This window comes from Paraburkholderia antibiotica, from assembly GCF_012927125.1.
Classification (GTDB): Bacteria; Pseudomonadota; Gammaproteobacteria; order Burkholderiales; family Burkholderiaceae; genus Paraburkholderia; species Paraburkholderia antibiotica.
Genome location: NZ_JABBFZ010000009.1, coordinates 223,898 through 240,183 on the forward strand (window position 1 = coordinate 223,898; position 16,286 = coordinate 240,183).

Here is a 16,286-nt window from a genome sequence, read left to right on the forward strand (position 1 = left end):
GAAGGATTACCGCCATGACACAGGAAGTCTCTGAAAAAGCACAGAAGCCCGTTGTTTCGACGATCTTTGCAACGCCACTCGATCTATACCGCGCGCTTTCGCACGTATGGTCCGGCGATACGGCCAGTCCCACCGGCGCATGGTCGTCGTCGAATCGTGCGCAGAATCATTGCAGCATTACGTCGCTGATCGTGCAGGACTATTTCGACGGTGAGATTCTGACGACGCGCACCTCGGGCGGCACGCATTTCTACAACCTGATCGACGGCAGAAGATGGGATCTGACGATCAGCCAATTCGCCGAGCCAATCCCGTTCGACGATACGCCGTCGACTCGCGACGCGGCATTGGCGGATACGTCGCCGGAGAAATATGCATTGCTGCAATCGAGATTGCGGGAAGCGGGCTAAGCAATAATCCAGGCAACAGCACTGCTCATCAAATGCCACTTGAACTGCGCTCAAGCTCTGCCGCCGCATCGAATCGATGCGGCGAACGAACAACTGCGTACGCAGAACAGAATGCATCCCTTTCGTATCTACCGAAGCTAAAGGAAAACGGCGTGCAGCTGGCGGAGATTCCGCGCTGCGCACGCGTTCCGATGTACTCGAACCCCGTTGAAATGTGAAAACGGCTGGATCGGTTCATTTCAAATGTACCGGTGTCGTGATCCGTCTTTCGGCAATGGAGAGTGACGAAGATCCGTAGCTGCGGCAAATCGCCGTCACGCTCCATTAAACAAAAATGCACCGAACGGAAGTTGGCACTGCTTGCCGTTCGTTTCCCGATCGCGTGCAATACCGACCACATTTCATTAATGAAATAATTGTAAACCCGGTTAAAATGCCGGGCACATGAACGTACTTCGCCGCCCTCGGACGCAGCACGCGATTGGCCGCAGGATCTCACATCTGATCCTGCTGGTTCTCGCACTGCGCCTGCTCCTACCTACCGGACTGATGCTCGATATGAGCACGGAAGGGAAGCGTATGGGCGGCCCTCTGGTGATCTGCAGCGGCCATGGCCCACTCGTCATTCCGTCGTTAATCGGCACGAGTACACCGGGTTTCTCGATCGACGGCGAAGTTGCCGACACGTCTGAAAGCGCCTCGGCCTTAAGCGGTGAAATGCACACCGCCTCCACCGGCACCAATCCGGAACGCTCCGGCGGCGTCACGTCGAACGAAATCTGTCCATTCAGCGCGGCCTTCATGAAGGCGTTGATCGCGTTTGCCGTCCTCCTCTTCTTTTGCCACTTCTCTACACGGGTTGTCGCGCGTTATCGGCGGCAAAGCTTCGGCTTCCTTCAGCAGTTCTTCCGGACTTCACATAGTCCTCGTGGTCCGCCCCGGTTCGCCTGAATCGAATCGGGTTGCACCGGTAACGCACGCTTGCGCGTCGCGACCGTTCATCCCGTTCCCCTGATTGCCTGCCGTCGATCGCAGTCCAGAGTTTCGCTCCCGCACGAGCGACGCTTGTCTTCGTTCGCCCCGCGTTTTCGCTCGCTTCGCGACGCGCGCCATCGACAGCAACGGCTGAAACGAACCGGCGTTCCGTTCGAACGACGCCGGCGTTCTGGCACATCCACAACACGATGCGCGGCCAGAAGCCCGCCTCTGCACACGCTCAACCATGATCCGTCGATTCACCCTTTATGCCGCTGCCGCGCTCGGCACTTTTCAAACGGCCGCGCACGCGCAGCAAACTCAACACGACCTCTCCGCCACCGACCTCCCCACGGTACAGGTCAACGCGCAAAGAGCCAACGAACTCACCCGACCGCTGGACATCGGTTCGCGCCTCGGGCTCACTTCGCTCGAAACGCCGGCCAGCGTCGAGCGGATCGACCGCGCGACCCTCGTCAAGCGTGGCGACACCAGCGTCGTCGATGCGATCAGTCGCGCAACCGGGATCAGCGCAGCGCCCACGCCGGGCAACGGCGGCTCCACACTCGCAGCGCGCGGCTTTATCGGCAGTTCGTCCGTGACGCAACTCTTCGACGGCGTGCGTCCGTATGGCGCGATCGGCGTTACCTATCCGTTCGACACGTGGGCCATCGACCATATCGACGTGCTGCGCGGGCCGGCGTCGGTGATCTATGGAGAAGGCGCGATCGGCGGCGTGGTCAACATCGTGCCGAAGAAGCCGACCCGCACGCCGATCGAAAACGAACTGCGACTCGGGATCGGCACGGAGCGTACCGCACGAGCCGCGTTCGGCAGCGGCGGCGCGATCAACGAGCGCCTGTCGTATCGCTTCGACATCAGCGGCAACCGCTCCGCGAACTGGGTCGACGCAGGCAATTCGCGCGACCTGTCCGTCTCCGGCGCGCTGCGCTACGACGTTAATTCGGATCTCTACGTAACGGCCACCTACGCCCAAGGCTATCAGCATCCGATGCGCTATTTCGGCATTCCGTTGATGACGCCGGATTTCTATTCGAAGAACTACAACGTCGGCGACAGTCTGATTTCGTACCGCGACAGCTGGGCCACGGTATCCGCCAACTGGCAGGCAAGCGACAACCTCAACGTGACCAGCACGTTCTACCGGATGAAAAGCGATCGGCATTGGAAAAATGCCGAGTACTACACGTACATTCCGTCGTCGGGGTTGATCGAACGCAGCGGCTACACCGAGATACTTCACGATCAGGAGCAGTACGGTAACGTGACCGCGGCGACGCTCGATTCGATCCTGCTGGGCATGCGCAATACCTTTTCGGCCGGCTTCGAACTCAATCACACGACCTTCCAGCACGACAATAATTCGCCGTATGCCGGCACGTCGTATGTCGATCCGTATGAGTTCGATCCGGGCGGGTTCATCAACGTAGCAGGCACCTATCCGAAGTATCGCTCGCAGGCGAACCAGTACGCGCTCTTCGTCGAGGATCGCCTCGCGATCACGCCGCGCTGGTCGATCGTGGGCGGCGTTCGCTACGACCACGCGAGCGTGAACCGCGACGACCTCGTCACCGGCGCCGCGTTCAATCGGGTGTTCGCCAACACCGGCTGGCGTCTCGGCACCGTCTACGACATCAAGCCGGATCTGGCCGTCTACGCGCAGTATGCGGTCGCGGCCGATCCCGTGAGTTCGTTGCTGATGCTCAACGCGTCGAAGGCGAAGTTCACGCTCGCGACGGGCAAGCAGATCGAGATCGGTATCAAGCAATCGTTTCTCGACGGCAAGGCGGACTGGACGCTGGCCGCGTATCGGATCGTCAAGAACAATCTCGTGAGCGCCGACCCGCTCAACCCCAATCAATCGATCCAGGTCGGCCAGCAATCGTCGCGTGGGCTCGAAGCGACGATCGGCGCGGACATCGCGCGGGACTGGCGGGTGGATGCCAACGTCTCGATCCTGCGAGCCCGATACGACGACTTCGTCGAGAACAGCGGCAACGGCATGGTTTCGCGCGCGGGCAATGTACCCACCTCGGTGCCGCAGCGGCTCGCGAATCTGTGGGTGAGCTGGCACTTCGCGCCGTCGTGGACGGGGATTGCCGGTCTGAAATATGTGGGCAAGCGTTTCGCGGACACGGCCAACCGGCTCGACATGCCCGCCTACACGACCCTCGATCTCGCGCTCGCATGGAAGCCGCGCAAGGACACCACGCTCACCGCGCGCGCCTACAACGTCCTCAACCGGCACTACGTGCAGAGCGCCTACTACAACGAAACGCAGTATCTGCTTGGCAACGACCGGCGTCTGGAACTGCTGCTCAACTACCGGTTCTAGGCCACTCGCGCGCCGTCTTCGACACGACGCCCATCAGCCTGGATCGGCTAGGCCAACACGGGGCGAGAAGATCTCGCCCCGCCCTACACGAGCCCCACCCCATGCATCAGCACGAACACGATCGCGCCGCCCGCGATCAACACCAACGCATTGATGCGCGTCTTCATCACCAGCACGGTCGCAACCGCGGCGGTCAGCCACGCGACCCATCCGCCCTCCAGCTCTTTGAGCAGCACGTACACGGCGGCGAGAATCAGCCCCGCCGCGACGGGCCGCAAACCCGCTTGCAGCGCGTTCAGCCAGCGCGCGCCTTCATGGCGGTTCCACACGTGCACGACGCCGTACATCAGGAACGCGGTCGGCCCGAACAATGCCAGGGTCGCAACCAGCGCGCCGCCGATGCCGCCGACCTGATAGCCGATCAGCGTCGCGAGCAGCGAGCCCGGACCGGGCGCGAGCCGCGCAATCGCGAAGTCGCTGAGAAACTGCGCATGGGTCATCCAGTGATGCACGTCGACGACCTGCCGCTGCACTTCGGCGATGATCCCCTGGCCGCCGCCGACGGTGACGATCGACAACGGCGCGAAAACAGAAAACAACGCGATGAGAGTTCTGGACACGGCGAAAGCTTCTGGAATTCGAATAAGGTTGAACTAAGAACGCCCGGTGCGCGAGGCGCCAAGAATACGATCGCGCGTAATCACGACTGCCGCCCCTCGCGCACGTACTCGTAACCGACGCTCAGCGCGCCCGCGATCAGCACGGTCCACACCAGCGACACACGAAACACCGCGGCGGCGGCGAACGTCGCGACCAGCACCAGATACGGAAACACGCGACGCGGCAAGCGGCGCGCGGCGGTAATCGCCATCGACAGCGACAGTCCGATCGCCCCCGCCGCCGCGCCGGCCAGCGCGATATGCGTGAGCGGAAACGACGCGATCGCGGAGAAGAACACGCCGAGCAGAACGATCACGACGGCCGGCGGAAAAATGATTCCGCAGAAGCCGGCCAACGCGCCGCGCCAGCCGAGCAGCCGGTAGCCGATCCAGATCGCGAGGTTCTTCACGTTGACGCCCGGCAATGCCTGCGACAGCGCGAGGCCGTTGAGGAATTCGTCTTCGCTCATCCAGTGGCGGTCGTGCACGAATTCGCGCATGAACCAGCCGCTCAGCCCGCCGCCGAAACTCGTCAGGCCGATGCGCGCGAAGATCAGGAACAGGCCGAGCGAGGTCACGCCGCGAAGCGGCGGCTCGCGATGTTGCGGGTCGCTTGTGGGGGGGTCAGGGGTGTCGTCGGTTGAGATCGGGTCGCTGACTTCGTGCCCGTGGATGCCTTTGGCCAATGCTCCTCCTGCGTCGTTCCGATCATGTGGTGCTCATCGTGCTGCCGGTCGTGCTCGCGGTGCCGATGGTGCTTGCAGCGCGCCCGGCGTGATAGCCGCAATGCGGCGCGCTGCGCCTCGCACACCTGCACCGCTATTGCAGCCTGTTCCCGCCGCTGCCCTCGGCTGTCACACCAGCGCTTTGCCCAGTTGCGGCGGCAGTCCCAGACACCGACGCCGAAGCCGCCACAGGCGCGGACGCATCCGTCGCCGTCGCCGCCGCCGGATGCCTCGGATCATGCAACCGATCCGCCGACCACCCGCCTCCGAGATCGCCGAACAACGACGCCGCGTGCAGCAAGCGCGACTCCTGCACATTCAGTGCGGTCTGCCGCGTGCTCAGTTGCGTCGCCTGCGCGGTCGCGACCGTCGTGTAATCGACGGTGCCGGCCTGGTACTCGTTGAACGCGATCTCCGCGCCCCGGTCCGCGTCGCGCACTGCCTGGTCGAGCACGTCCGCCTGCTCGGCGAGGATGCGCAGGCCGGACAGATCGTCCTCGACGTTCTGGAACGCGCCCAGCACGGTGCCGCGATAGGTGGCGACCGCCGAGTCGTAGGCGGCCTTCGCCGCATCGACATCGGCGCTACGCAGGCCGCCGTCGAACAGCGTTTCGGTCGCGCTGCCGCCGAGCGACCACACGTAGTTCGCGGCCTTCAGCAGCCCGGCCAGCGGCGACTGCGTGAACCCCACCGCGCCCGACAACGAAATGTCCGGGTAGTACGCGGCCACCGCGACGCCGATCGCCGCATTCTGCGCGGCCATCCTGCGCTCGGCGGCGGCGATGTCGGGGCGGCGTTCGAGCAGCGTCGACGGCACCCCGACCGGCACCGGCGGCAACGTCGGCATCGTGGTGCTGTGCGTGATCGACAGTTCTTCCGGGTTCTTGCCGACCAGCACCGCGATCGCGTGCGCGTACTGCGCGCGCGCGACGCCGAGCGAGATCAGATCGGACTTCGCGGTATTCAACTGATTGCGCGCGGTGATCACGTCGGTCGGCGCGACGGTGCCCGCGCGGTCCTGGTCGCTGACGACGTCGAGATAGTGCTGATACGCTTCGACCGTTTTCTGCAGCAGGTCGATGTTCGCGTCGCTGGTGCGCAGCTCGATGATCGCGGTCGCGAGCGCGACCTGCTCGGACAGCGTCGCGTTCGCGAGCGTCGCTTCAGTGGCCTGCGCGCTCGCCGCGTTTTCCTCGACGGTGCGCCGCACCTGGCCCCACAGATCGGGCGCCCAACTGACGTTGCCTTCGAGCGAACCGGCGTTGACGACGCGCGCCGCCGTGCCGTTCAGCGTCGTGACCGACGCGCGTTCGCGCGTGGCCGAGCCGGTCGCGCCGATGGTCGGAAACAGGCTAGCATGCGCGACGCGCACTTCGGCGAGCGCTTCCTGGTAGTTCGCGTAGTCCGCGCGCACGGTCTGGTTCGACACCGCGACGAGCGGCTCCAGTTCGTCGATCAGCGGATCGTTGAAGGCGCTCCACCAGGTGCCCTTCGGGCCGCTCGCGTTCGGCTCGGCCTGAGTCCAGCCGGGCAACTCCGAATAGGTCGCGGGCACGCGCACCTGCGGGCGATGATAGTCGGGGCCGACCATGCAGCCGGCGTTGAACACCGTCAGCATCGCGACGGCGAGCGTCGACAGGCTGGGCCAGCTTCGGCCCGGCAACCCCATGCGGGACAACGTCAAACATTCAAGCGAAATCTTCATCGTCATGCCTTCGTATCCGGTCTTCCGGGCGCGCCCGGCTGCTTCGTGTCGCGATTCCAGCGCAGGCCCGCGGACCATCTGACCAGCCTCGCGCGCAGGCGGTCGAGGTACAGATAGATCACCGGCGTCGTGTAGAGCGTGAACATCTGGCTGAGGATCAGCCCGCCCATCACGGTGATACCGAGCGGCTGGCGCAGCGAGCCGCCCTGGCCGACGCCGACCGCGAGCGGCACCGCGCCGAGCACGGCCGCGAACGTCGTCATCATGATCGGCCGCAGACGGATCAGCGCGGCCGCATGAATCGCGTCGCGCGCCGGCATGTGCTCCTCGCGCTGCAACTGGATCGCGACGTCGACCATCATGATGCCGTTCTTCTTCACGATGCCGATCAGCAGGATGATGCCGATCATCGCGATCACCGAGAACGGCGTGCCGAAGATCAGCAGCGCGAGCGTCGCGCCGATGCCGGCCGACGGCAGCGTCGAGAGAATCGTCAGCGGATGGATCGAGCTTTCGTACAGCACCCCGAGCACGATGTAGACGACACCGAGCGCGGCGAGGATCAGCAGCGGCACGGTGCCCATCGATTGCGAATAGGCGGCCGCCGCGCCCGCGAACGAGCCGTGAATGCTCGCGGGCATGCCGATCTCGCGGATCGTGTTGTCGATCGTCTGGCCGGCCTGGCTCAGCGAACCGCCGGCCGGCAGGTTGAACGAGATCGTCGCAGCGACGAGACCGCTCTGGTGGTTCACCTGGGTCGCCGTGTGGCTGTTCGAGTACGACGCCAGCACCGACAGCGGCACCATCGTTTCGGCGGCCGTGCTGTCGGCGCTGCCGGTCGAGCTGCCGCCCTTGCTGTTGGCGATGCTGTTGTTCGTCGCGTTCGACTGCGCATTCGCGTTGCGCGAGTTGGTGTTCGAGGTAGTGCCCGTGGCGCTGGTCGCGGTGGTGGCCTTGCTCGCCGACACCGTGGCGCCCGGCATCTGCGTCGCCGCCGTGCCAGTCGGATTGCCCGACGCCGCGCTCAGATAGATCTGGCTGAGCGACTGCGGATACTGCCAGTACTCGGGCGCGACCTCCATCACGACGAAGTACTGGTTCAGCGGGTTATAGATCGTCGACACGGTGCGCTGGCCGAACGCGTCGTACAGCACGTTGTCGATCTGGTTCGGCGCGAAGCCGTAGCGCGCGGCCGTCGCGCGATTGATCGTCACGTAGGTCTGCAGGCCGTTCTGCTCGAGATCCGAGTTCACGTCGAGCAGTTGCCCATGCTGCTTCGACAGCGCGGTGACGAGCTTCGGCGTCCATTTGAACAGCGCCGCCGAATTGTCGCTCGTCAGCGTGTACTGATACTCGGCCGCCGACTGCCGTCCGCCGATGCGCAAATCCTGCTGCGCCTGCAGGAAGAGCCGCGCGCCCGACACTTCGTCGAGCTTCGGGCGCAGCCGGTTCACGACCTCGGTCGCGGTGGCGTGCCGCTCGGCGAGCGGCTTCAGCTCGATGAACACGCTCGCGGTATTGAGCGCGCGCCCGCCGGTAAAGCCCGCGACCGACTCGACCGCCGGGTCGCGCTGCACGATCGCCTGCAGTTGCGCGAGCTTCTTCTGCATCGCCGGAAACGAGATGCTTTGGTCGGCGATGATCTGCCCGATCAGGATGCCGGTGTCCTGCTCGGGGAACAGCGTGGCCGGCACCAGTTTCAGCAGGAACACGTTGCCGACTAGCAGCCCGACCAGAAGCAGGATCACCAGCAGCGAGTGATCGAGCACGGCCGTCAGCGAGCGCGCGTAGCCGTCCTTGAAGCGCTCGAACTGGCGCTCGATCCACTGCGCCCAGCGCGACTTCGAGTGACCGGCATTGTTGCGGCTCAGCACGTACGCGCACATCGCCGGCGTAACCGTCAGCGAGATCACCAGCGAAATCATGATCGCGATGGACAGCGTGATCGCGAACTCGTGAAACAGCAGACCGACGATGCCCGGAAACAGGATGATCGGCAGAAACACCGCGACGAGCGACAGGCTCATCGAGATCACCGTGAAACCGACTTCGCCCGCGCCCTTGATCGCCGCTTCCTTCGGGCTCAGCCCCATCTCGATGTGGCGCACGACGTTCTCCAGCACCACGACCGCGTCGTCGACGACGAAGCCGGTGCCGATCGTCAGCGCCATCAGCGACAGATTGTCGATGCTATAGCCAAGCAGATACATCGGCCCGAAGCTGCCGACGATCGAGAGCGGCAGCGCGACCGCCGGCACCAGCGTCGCGCTCGGCGACTGCAGGAAGATGAACACCACGCCGACCACCAGCAGCACCGCGATGAACAGCGTGCGCTCGGTATCGCCGACCGACGCGCGCACCGACTCCGAGCGGTCGATCGCGACGCCCACGCGGATGCTGCTCGGCAGCGTCGCCTCGATCGCCGGCAACACGTTGCGGATCTGCGCCACGGTGCTGACCACGTTGCTGCCCGGCGTCGGATAGACGATCACCAGAATCGCCGACTTGCCGTTGAAGAGCCCCGCATTGCGGATGTTTTCGTTCGAGTCGCGCACCTCGGCGACATCGCGCAACTGCACCGGCGCGCCGTCGCGATACGCGACCACGAGATCGCGATACGGCGCCGCGTGGGTGATCTGATCGTTCGAGGTGACCACGTAACGCTGATCGCCGACATCGAGATGGCCCTTCGCGCTATTCGCGTTGGCCGCGCCGATCGCCGCGCGCACGTCTTCCATGCCGATGCTGTAGCTGTTCAGCTTGCCCGGCTGCAACTCGACGCGCACGCTCGGCAGCGCACCGCCGCCGAGCGTGATCTGGCCGACGCCCTTCACCTGCGAGAGCTGCTGCTGGATCACCGAATCGGCGGAGTCGTACAGCTGCGCCTTGGTCAGCGTGTCGGAGGTCAGCGACAGCACCATGATCGGCGCGTCGGCCGGGTTGTACTGGCGATAGCTCGGATTGCTGCGCAACGTGGTGGGCAGATCGGCGCGCGCGGCCTGGATCGCCGCCTCGACATCGCGCGCTGCGCCGTTGATGTCGCGATTCAGGCCGAACAGCACGACGATCAGCGACGAGCCGACGTTGTTGATCGACGTGAGCTCCTGCACGTCGGCGATCGTCGCGAGCCGCCGTTCGAGCGGCTCGGCCACCGTCGCCGCCATGATGTCCGGGCTCGCGCCGGCCATGTTCGCCTGCACCACGATCACCGGAAACGCGATGTTCGGCAACGGCGCGACCGGCATGCGGAAATACGCGAGCGCGCCGGAGATCAGGATCGCGACGGCCAGCAGCGTGGTCGCGACCGGCCGCCGGATGAAGAGCGCGGGGATGTTCACCGCGTGCCCTCCGCGCCGCCGTCGGGGCCCTGCGTGCCGCTCGGGCCGCTCGTACCGTTCGTGCCATTGGTGCCGCCGTTGCGCTCATTGCGCGCGGCGCGCCAGCGGTTCACGCGCGCGGCCATCCGGTCGAAGTACAGATAGATCACCGGCGTCGTGAACAGCGTCAGCATCTGGCTCAGCGTCAGACCGCCGATGATCGCGAGACCGAGCGGGCGGCGCAGTTCGGAACCCGTGCCGGTGCCGAGCAGCATCGGCAGCGCGCCGAGCATCGCCGCGAGCGTGGTCATCAGGATCGGCCGGAAGCGCAGCAGCGACGCCTCGAAGATCGCCTCGCGCGGCGCCTTGCCGTGATTGCGTTCGGCGTCGAGCGCGAAGTCGACCATCATGATCGCGTTCTTCTTGACGATGCCGATCAGCAGCACGATGCCGATGATGCCGATCACGTCGAGGTCGTTGCCCGCGAGCATCAGCGCGAGCAACGCGCCGATGCCGGCCGACGGCAGCGTCGACAGGATCGTGACCGGATGGATGAAGCTCTCGTACAGCACGCCGAGCACGATGTACACCGCAACCAGCGCGGCGAGCAGCAGATAGACCTCGCTGGACAGCGAATCCTCGAACGCGGCGGTCGCGCCTTGCAGCGACGAGGTGATCGACGGCGGCAGGTCGACTGCCTGCTCGGCCGCGCGAATCTCCCTGACCGCGGTGCTCAGCGACGCGCCCTTCGCGAGATTGAACGAGATCGTCACCGACGGAAATTGCGCGAGATGGCTGATTACAAGCGGCGCCTTCCTGATCTCGATCTTCGCGATGCCCGACAGCGGCACCTGGCCCGTGCTGCTGGTCTGACTCGGCAGATACAGATTGCCGATCGACTGCACGGTGGGCATCGTCTCCGGCTTCGCGACCAGAATCACGCGGTACTGGTTCGACTGCTCGAAGATCGTCGACACGATGCGCTGGCCGAGCGCGTCGTACAGCGCGTTGTCGATGGTCGCGGGCGTGATGCCGAAGCGCGCGGCCAGTTGCCGGTTCACTTCGACGTTCACGCTGAGGCCGTCGGTATTCAGGTCGCTCTGCACGTCTTCGAGCGCGCTAATCCGCTTCAGCCGCTCGACCAGCTCCGGCACGTACTTCTGGAACGCCTGCTGGCTCGGCCCGCGCAGCACGAAGCTGTACTGGTTCGGCGACACGGTGGTGTCGAGCGTCAGATCCTGCTCGGGCTGCATGAAGAGCTTCACGCCGGGCACGTGCGCGACTTCCTGCTGCAGCCGCCGCGCGATTTCCTGCGCGGTGTCGGAGCGCTTGTCGCGCTCGCGCAGATTGATCAGGAAGCGGCCGTTGTTCAGCGTCGCATTGATCCCGTCGATGCCGACATAGGAAGTGAGCGACACCACGTCCGGATCCTTCAGGATCGCGTCGGCGAGCGCGCTCTGACGCTTGACCATCGCCGCGTACGACACCGAGTTGTCGGCCACGCTGATCCCCTGGATCACGCCGACGTCCTGCACCGGAAACAGCCCCTTCGGAATCACCACGTAGAGGAGGCCGGTCAGCACCACGGTGAGAACCGCGACCACGAGCGTCAGCGGCTGATGATCGAGTACCCACTCGAGGCCGCGCCGGTACGCATCGAGCGTCTTGTCGAACAGACCTTCGCTGATCCGTTCGAAGCGGCTCGGATGACGCTCGGCCTGCGCGCGCAGCATGCGCGCGCACAGCATCGGCACCACGGTCAGCGAGACGATTGCCGAAATCACGATCGTGACCGCGAGCGTCACCGCGAACTCGCTGAACAGCCGGCCGATCACGCCGCCCATGAACAGCAGCGGAATCAGCACCGCGATCAGCGAAATGGTCAGCGACAGAATCGTGAAGCCGATCTGCCCGGCGCCTTCGAGCGCGGCTTCGAGCGGCGTCATTCCCTCTTCCAGATAGCGCACGATGTTCTCGATCATTACGATCGAGTCGTCGACCACGAAGCCGGTCGCGATGATCAGCGCCATCAGCGACAGGTTGTCGATCGAGTAATTGAGCTGGTACATCACCGCGAGCGTGCCGATCAGCGAGACCGGCACCGACACGCTCGGAATCAGCGTGGCGGGCACGTTGCGCAGGAACACGAAGATCACCGCGACCACCAGCACGATCGCCAGGATCAGCTCGAACGCCGCATCCGCGACCGACGCGCGGATCACGCCGGTGCTGTCCGATACCACGGTGACCTGCATGCCGGCCGGCAGCGTCGATTCGAGTTGCGGCAGCTGCTTCCTGATCTGGCTGACCGTCTGGATCACGTTCGCGCCCGGCTGACGCTGCACGTTCAGCACGATCGCCGGCGCGCCGTTGTACCACGCGCCGCGCTCGACGTCCTGCGCGGCCTGGCTCACCCGCGCGACGTCGCGCATGAACACAGGCGAGCCGTTCTGATACGCGATCACCGTGTCCAGATAGTCCTTCGGGTCGGTGATCTGGTCGTTGCCGTTGATCGTGTAGTCGAGATCGGGGCCGTCGAAATTGCCCTTCGGCTGGCTCACGTTCACGTAGCTGAGGAGCGTGCGCAGATCGTCGATATTCAGGCCGTAGGCGGCGAGCTTGTGCGGGTCCGCCTCGACGCGGATCGCCGGCACGTTGCCGCCGCTCGTCGTCACGACGCCGACGCCGGCCACTTCCGAAATCTTCGTGCCGAGGCGGTTGTTGGCGACGTCCTGCAACTGCGTGAGCGACATCGACTTCGACGTGACCGCGAGCGTCAGGATCGGCTGGTCGGCGGGATTGACCTTCGCGTAGGTCGGCGGCGCCGGCAGGCCGCTCGGCAGATAGCTGTTCGACGCGTTGATCGCCTGCTGCACGTTCTGTTCGGCGACGTCGAGGTTCAGCGACAGGTCGAACTGCAGCGTGATCACCGACGCGCCGTCCGAGCTGTACGAGGTCATCTGCTGCAGGCCGGGAATCTCGCCGAGCTGCACCTCGAGCGGCGCGGTGACGGTGGTGGCCATCACCGTTGGGCTCGCGCCCGGATAGAACGTCTGCACCTGAATGGTCGGATAGTCGACGTTCGGCAGCGACGACACCGGCAGCACGCGCATCGCGATCAGGCCAACCAGCACGAGCGCGATCATCAGCAGCAGCGTCGCGACCGGTCGGAGAATGAACAGGCGGGAAATGTTCATCGGCGCGGCGGTCCGTTACGACGCGGCGACGGCCGATGCAGCCGCGTGAGAAGCGGGCGCGGGCTCCGACGCGGCAGCAGGCGCCTTCGCGGCGGAAGCCGACGCGCCGGTCTCGCCGGCAGCGCCGCTCGCACCGTTTGTACCGCTCGCACTACCTGCCGCCGCCGGCTGCGGATGAGCCGGCTGGATCTTCGCGCCGTCGTTCAGACGATCAGTGCCGTCGGTCACGACCTCGTTGCCGACCGCGAGGCCGGACAGGATCACCGTGCTCTTGCCGTCGCTCGGGCCGAGCTTGACCTTGTGCACCGACACCGTGCTATTCGGGTTGACCAGGTACACGAAGTCGCCCGGCGCGCCGGTCTGCACCGCGGCGGTCGGCACCAGCACCGCGTTCTGCATCGTGTCGACCAGCAGCTTCACGTTGACGAACTCGTTGGGGAACAGCGCCTCGTCGTCGTTCGCGAAGGTCGCGCGCAGCGTGACGGTGCCGGTCGCCGTCGCCATCTGGTTGCTGACCGCGTACAGCGTACCGGTCGCGATCTCGCGCGCGTTGTCGCTCGAATACGCGGTGACCGGCAGCTTCGCGCCGGTGTTCAGACGCTGCACGATCGATGCGAGCGCGTCCTGCGGCACAGTGAACTGAACCGTGGTCGGCTTGACGGTCGTAATCACGACGATGCCCGTCGACGACGACGCCGTCACGTAGTTGCCCGGATCGACGAGCCGCAAGCCGACCTTGCCCGCGATCGGCGCGGTGATGCGGCAATACGCGAGGTCGAGATCGTATTGGGCGATGTTGGCGAGATCGGCCTTCACCGCCGCTTCGTCCTGCTGCACGAGGAACTGCTGATCCGCGAAAGTCTGCTGCGCGATCGACTTGCGCTCGTTCAACTGCGTATAGCGTTCGAGATCGGCGCGCGCCTGCGCGAGCGACGCGCGGTCCTTCGCGAGCGTCGCCTGCGCCTGCTGCTTGCTGATCTGATACTGCCGCGGATCGATCTGCGCGAGGAACTGGCCTTTCTGCACTTCCTGGCCTTCGTGATAGCCGACCTCGGTCAGATAGCCGCTCAGTTGCGGCAACACGGTGACGGTCGCGGTCGGCGTGACGGTGCCGAGCTCGCTCAACGTGACCGGTATCGAGCCAAGCGTCGCGCGCGTCACGGTGACGACGATCGGCGCACTCTCGTGCGCGGGCTTCTTACGCGTCAGCAGATGGGCCACGACCAGTGCGATCAGCACCAGCAGGATCAGCGCGAAGACAATGAGCCCGCGTCGGGAGCGCTTTGGCGGCGAGGACACGGTTTCGCTCATGGTGAACTCCGGGAACAGATAGTTATGTTGATGATCGGTTGGAACGTCGCCCTGGGGCGGAACCGCGCAAAGTTGCCATGGTTTGCGCGCGTTGTCATCAGTCGCGGTCCTTTGGACAGGTTGTTATGTAGACGTAAGGAACGACGGTGGATCGGGATGCGAGCATGCGCCAATGTAACCGGCCTGTCACGGGCTTGAGTTACACGGGCGCAACATGTTTGCGGATGGAAGGGATCGATGCCCGCGCGAGCGGCGACCTGGCGGGCTCGACCGCGGCACGGGCGGGAGTTCGGGATAAGAGACAACTGCAATATGCGGTAACACTCGACAGCCGTTTGCAAAGGAGCGCGCGTTCGTCGGCGCGTCACAATCGGCCGCTATGCTTCCCAGCCGGCGCGGCTGCGGCCGCGACACCTGCCCACAACCCGAACCCCGTCATCCGATGTCCATCACCGTCAATTTCCCCGCCGAAGTACGCGACTGGATCGCCGCCAACCTCACACGCGGCGTCGCGCCGCAAGCGATCGTCAACGAGATGGTCGCGCGCAACAACGCGGTCGAACTCGCGGCGGCGATGGTCGAGGCGGTGTCGGCGTCGTTTCTGTACGGCGCGCCGCTGCCCGGCGAGCGGCTCGAAGTCGGCGCCGCGCCGCTCGGCTACCAGCCCGAACCGCTGCGCGTGCCCGACGGGCCGCTGATCCGCGTCGGCGAGCGCAAGGTGCGCGTGTTGTCGCGACTGCAACGGCCGGCCGCCGTGCATCTGGAGAATTTTCTGAGCGCCGACGAATGCGAACAGCTGATCGCGCTCGCGCAACCACGGCTCGATCGTTCGACGGTGGTCGATCCGGTGACGGGACGCAACGTGGTCGCCGGTCATCGCAGCAGTCACGGGATGTTCTTCCGCCTCGGCGAGACACCGTTGATCGCGCGGCTCGAAGCGCGCATCGCCGGGTTGACGGGCACGCCGGTCGAGAACGGCGAAGGCTTGCAGATGCTGCATTACGAGGAAGGCGCGGAGTCGACGCCGCACGTCGATTATCTGGTGCCGGGCAACGACGCGAACCGCGAGTCGATTGCACGTAGCGGCCAGCGCATGGGCACGTTGCTGATGTATCTGAACGATGTGGAAGGCGGCGGCGAAACGGTGTTTCCGCAGATCGGCTGGGGAGTGGTGCCGCAGCGCGGGCATGCGCTTTATTTTGAATACGGGAATCGGTTTGGGTTGTGTGATCCGAGTTCGCTACATGCCAGCTTGCCGCTGCGCGGCGGGGAGAAGTGGGTGGCGACTAAGTGGATTCGGATGAGGAGGTTTGTGGCTAGGGAGCGGGGGTAAGAAAGTGGTTTTTTTGCCCCTTGGCGGGGCGGGCGTTTTTTTCGTTGTTCTGGGTTTTTCGTTGTTCTGGCTTTGTTGTTGGCCTTTCCTTGATTTGTTATTGGGCTATTAGCGCTTTGTGTGTGGCCCCTGTGCGGAGCAGCATAGCGTAGCCTGTATTTCCTGCACGCCGAACCTATCCGTCATTTCGTGGGCGAGGCATATCATGAGGTAAAACACCATGGATATGCCGATGGAGAAGAAGCCGAAACGTCGCACAATCGCGTCTCAGGCAGCGGCCCGCGGGCCGCTGCCTGCC

General features: G+C 64.8%; 10 protein-coding genes. 4 read left to right on the forward strand and 6 right to left on the reverse strand.

Going from position 1 to position 16,286, the window contains the following annotated elements:
- Positions 1-14 precede the first annotated feature (14 nt).
- From HHL14_RS17250 to HHL14_RS17265, 3 genes are all read left to right on the forward strand, one after another.
- Positions 15-410 (forward strand): YunG family protein, encoded by a 396-nt coding sequence (locus HHL14_RS17250; RefSeq protein ID WP_169498827.1) that lies wholly within the window; start codon positions 15-17, stop codon positions 408-410.
- A gap of 444 nt (positions 411-854) precedes the next feature.
- Positions 855-1,361 carry a hypothetical protein gene (locus HHL14_RS17260; RefSeq protein ID WP_169498828.1) on the forward strand — a complete coding sequence of 169 codons (507 nt, stop codon included), beginning with the start codon at positions 855-857 and terminating at the stop codon, positions 1,359-1,361.
- A 271-nt stretch (positions 1,362-1,632) separates the two neighbouring features.
- Positions 1,633-3,741 (forward strand): TonB-dependent receptor, encoded by a 2,109-nt coding sequence (locus tag HHL14_RS17265; RefSeq protein ID WP_169498829.1) that lies wholly within the window; start codon positions 1,633-1,635, stop codon positions 3,739-3,741.
- An 83-nt stretch (positions 3,742-3,824) separates the two neighbouring features.
- Here the strand turns inward: HHL14_RS17265 and HHL14_RS17270 are convergent, their stop codons facing one another.
- From HHL14_RS17270 to HHL14_RS17295, 6 genes are all read right to left on the reverse strand, one after another.
- A complete protein-coding gene (locus HHL14_RS17270; RefSeq protein WP_169498830.1) occupies positions 3,825-4,361 on the reverse strand; it encodes a chromate transporter in 537 nt (178 codons plus the stop codon).
- Positions 4,362-4,441: 80 nt separating this feature from the next.
- Positions 4,442-5,086 (reverse strand): chromate transporter, encoded by a 645-nt coding sequence (locus HHL14_RS17275; protein WP_169498831.1) that lies wholly within the window; start codon positions 5,084-5,086, stop codon positions 4,442-4,444.
- A gap of 133 nt (positions 5,087-5,219) precedes the next feature.
- The gene (locus HHL14_RS17280) at positions 5,220-6,836 is read right to left on the reverse strand and encodes an efflux transporter outer membrane subunit (protein ID WP_169498832.1); all 1,617 of its coding nucleotides are present in this window, start codon (positions 6,834-6,836) and stop codon (positions 5,220-5,222) included.
- The gene (locus HHL14_RS17285) at positions 6,833-10,168 is read right to left on the reverse strand and encodes an efflux RND transporter permease subunit (RefSeq protein ID WP_169498833.1); all 3,336 of its coding nucleotides are present in this window, start codon (positions 10,166-10,168) and stop codon (positions 6,833-6,835) included. Before HHL14_RS17285 ends, HHL14_RS17280 begins: the two co-directional genes overlap by 4 nt.
- The gene (locus HHL14_RS17290) at positions 10,165-13,344 is read right to left on the reverse strand and encodes an efflux RND transporter permease subunit (protein WP_169498834.1); all 3,180 of its coding nucleotides are present in this window, start codon (positions 13,342-13,344) and stop codon (positions 10,165-10,167) included. Before HHL14_RS17290 ends, HHL14_RS17285 begins: the two co-directional genes overlap by 4 nt.
- A gap of 15 nt (positions 13,345-13,359) precedes the next feature.
- On the reverse strand, positions 13,360-14,655 hold the full coding sequence (locus tag HHL14_RS17295) for an efflux RND transporter periplasmic adaptor subunit (protein WP_169498835.1): 1,296 nt from the start codon (positions 14,653-14,655) through the stop codon (positions 13,360-13,362).
- Between the two features lie 442 nt (positions 14,656-15,097).
- On the opposite strand from HHL14_RS17295, the gene HHL14_RS17300 reads away from it, so the two are divergent.
- Positions 15,098-15,988: a 2OG-Fe(II) oxygenase gene (locus tag HHL14_RS17300; protein ID WP_169498836.1), complete on the forward strand. Its 891-nt coding sequence runs from the start codon at positions 15,098-15,100 to the stop codon at positions 15,986-15,988.
- Positions 15,989-16,286: the final 298 nt, after the last annotated feature.